Source organism: Streptomyces sp. C, assembly GCF_000158895.1.
In the GTDB taxonomy this organism is placed as follows: domain Bacteria; phylum Actinomycetota; class Actinomycetes; order Streptomycetales; family Streptomycetaceae; genus Streptomyces; species Streptomyces racemochromogenes.
Genome location: NZ_GG657750.1, coordinates 6662597 through 6665101, shown reverse-complemented (window position 1 = coordinate 6665101; position 2505 = coordinate 6662597). Strand labels below are relative to the sequence as shown.

The window sequence follows — 2505 nt, the reverse complement described above, 5'->3', positions numbered from 1 at the left end:
CGCCTGCGGTGGGAAGGCCGGCTCCGCCTCCTCGGCCCACGGCAGCCACGAGGCCACGGCGTCCGCGTCCGCGTCCGCGTCGGCCTCCCGCCGGCGCCGCGCAGGCCGCCAACAACGCCGCCGACACCGCCTTCGTCAAGGGGATGATCCCGCACCACCGCCAGGCGGTGGAGATGGCGGACCTCGCCGCGACCCGAGCCGAGTCGGCCGAGGTGAAGGAACTCGCCGCCGAGATCAAGAAGGCCCAGGACCCGGAGATCAAGACGCTGTCCGGCTGGCTGACGGCCTGGGGCGAGCAGGTCCCGCCCGCCGACGCCGCGCAGGGCGGGCACAGCGGCCACTCCATGTCCGGAATGATGACCGGCGAGGAGATGGACCAGCTCGCCAAGGCCTCCGGCAAGGCCTTCGACACCGCGTTCCTCGACCTGATGGTCAAGCACCACGAAGGTGCCGTCGCCATGGCCAAGACGGAGCAGTCCGACGGCAAGTACCAGCCCGCCAAGGAGATGGCCGGGGCCATCATCGGCTCGCAGAGCGCCGAGATCACCCGGATGAACAAGCTCCTCGGCAAGGGCTGACCCCCACGGCCGGGGAGCCCCGCACGAACCCGCGGGACTCCCCGGCCCTCCGGGACCGGGGCCCTTCAGAACCGGCGCTCGGTGCGCCAGGTCGCCTGGCTGGACGGGTTGGTCAGGTCGTAGGTCGTACCGGAGAGGCGGCCGTCCGGGCCCCGCTTTCCGGTGTAGCGGCCCACCGGGCCGTGCGACCAGGCGATGACGAAGTAGATCTCCTGGCCGTCGACCGAGCCCTCCCTGACGTTGCCGACGGTGTTGCCGGAGCGCACCGACCCGAACAGGCGCCCCTCGGCGTTCTGCGTGAAGTCCACGTGGACGGTCGCGTTGCTCTGGTAGATGTCGTACACCCCGCCCGCGTTGAACCCGGGCACCCGGGCCGAACGCTCCGCCGCCACGGCGGCCGTGGCGCCGGTCGCCGGGGCGGCGAGGCCCGCTCCGGCGACGGAGAGGAGCACGGCGACGGAGGCGGCGGTCAGCAGCTGGGGAATACGGCGTGCGATGGACATGGGCCCTCCAGGGGCGGCCGGGACGATCGGCTCCGGTGCATGGTGCACGGAACCTCGGCGGCAGGCTTACCCACCCCTTTCGCCCTGAGGCCTGACTTCACCCGAACGAGTCGCAACCGGCCCGGCGGGACGGCGGGTTCAGCCGCCGACGCGGGCGACCATCAGGGCGATGTCGTCGTCGGCCGCCGCCGGGACGAGGTGGGTGATGAGCGAGTCGCAGAGGTGGTCCAGCTGGCGCTGGGGGTCGGCGAGCAGCTGGGTCAGTTCGCCGAGCCGCTCGTCGAGGTCGCTGCCGCGCGCTTCGATGAGGCCGTCGGTGTAGAGGACGAGGAGGCTGCCCGGGGGCACTTCGACCTCGGTCGGGGTGAACGCGATGCCCCCGACGCCGAGCGGGACCCCGGGCGGGGTGTCGAGGAGGCGGACGGTTCCGTCCGGGAGGGCGAGGGCCGGCGGCGGGTGTCCGGCGCGGGTGACGGTGCAGCGGCCGGTGGCCGGGTCGCAGACGACGTAGAGGAAGGTGGCCAGCATCGGCTCGGCGAGGTCGGCGAGCGCGGCTTCGAGCTGGTGCAGCAGCCGTACCGGTGAGAGGTCCAGGCGCGAGAGGGACCGTACGGAGGCGGAGAGGCGGCCCATGACCGCGGCGGCGGCGATGCCGTGGCCCATCACGTCGCCGATGAGGAGGGCGGCCTTGCCTCCGGACAGGGCGAGTACGTCGTACCAGTCGCCGCCGACCTCGTTGACGTCGCTCGCGGGCAGGTAGCGGTGGCTGACCTCGATGCCGGGCGGCGGGGTGATGTGCTGCGGGAGCATGCTGCGCTGGAGGATGACGGCGGTCTCGTGCTCGCGGTGGTAGAGCCGTGCGTTGTCGATGCTGAGCGCTGCGCGGGCGGCGAGTTCCCCGGCGAGGGTGACGTCCTCGGAGGTGAACGGCCCGACCGGGCGGGTGCGGTAGAAGGTCGCGACGCCGAGCACGGACTCCCGGGCGACGAGGGGGGCCATGACGAAGGAGTGCACCCCCGCGGTGACCAGTTGGGCGGGTTTCGCCGTGTGGCGGGCGGCGGGGGCGACGGCCTGCTCGTCGAGGCGGGCGATGAGGAAGGGCTGCCGGGCGGCGAGGGCCTGGGTGTAGGGGGCGGTCGCGGGGAAGGTGAGGGTCCGGCCGAGGGGGGCGAGGATGTCGGTGACGCGGGATCCGGACAGCGGGGCCCGGCCTAGCCTGCGCAGGGCCGCGCCGCCGGTCAGCCCCATGCCGGGCTCGTCCCCGCGGGCGAGGGCGTCGAGGACGTCGACGGTGACGGCGTCGGCGAGGCGCGGTACGGCGAGGTCGGCGAGTTCCTGTGCGGTGCGTTCCAGGTCGAGGCTGGAGCCGACGCGCATGCTGGCCTCGCTGAGCAGGGCGAGGCGGCGCCGGCCGGCTTCGGCTT

The 2505-nt window shown here is 73.6% G+C and carries 2 protein-coding genes and 1 pseudogene; 1 reads left to right on the top strand and 2 read right to left on the bottom strand.

What is annotated here, in order from left to right:
• Nucleotides 1-578: pseudogene (locus SSNG_RS29920) on the top strand (DUF305 domain-containing protein); the annotation flags it as partial.
• A gap of 65 nt (nucleotides 579-643) precedes the next feature.
• Here SSNG_RS29920 and SSNG_RS29915 read toward each other — a convergent pair.
• Nucleotides 644-1081 carry a hypothetical protein gene (locus tag SSNG_RS29915; protein WP_042802271.1) on the bottom strand — a complete coding sequence of 146 codons (438 nt, stop codon included), beginning with the start codon at nucleotides 1079-1081 and terminating at the stop codon, nucleotides 644-646.
• A gap of 138 nt (nucleotides 1082-1219) precedes the next feature.
• Nucleotides 1220-2505 (bottom strand): GAF domain-containing SpoIIE family protein phosphatase (locus SSNG_RS29910; RefSeq protein ID WP_007267680.1); only part of this gene is annotated, 1286 nt, incomplete at its 5' end.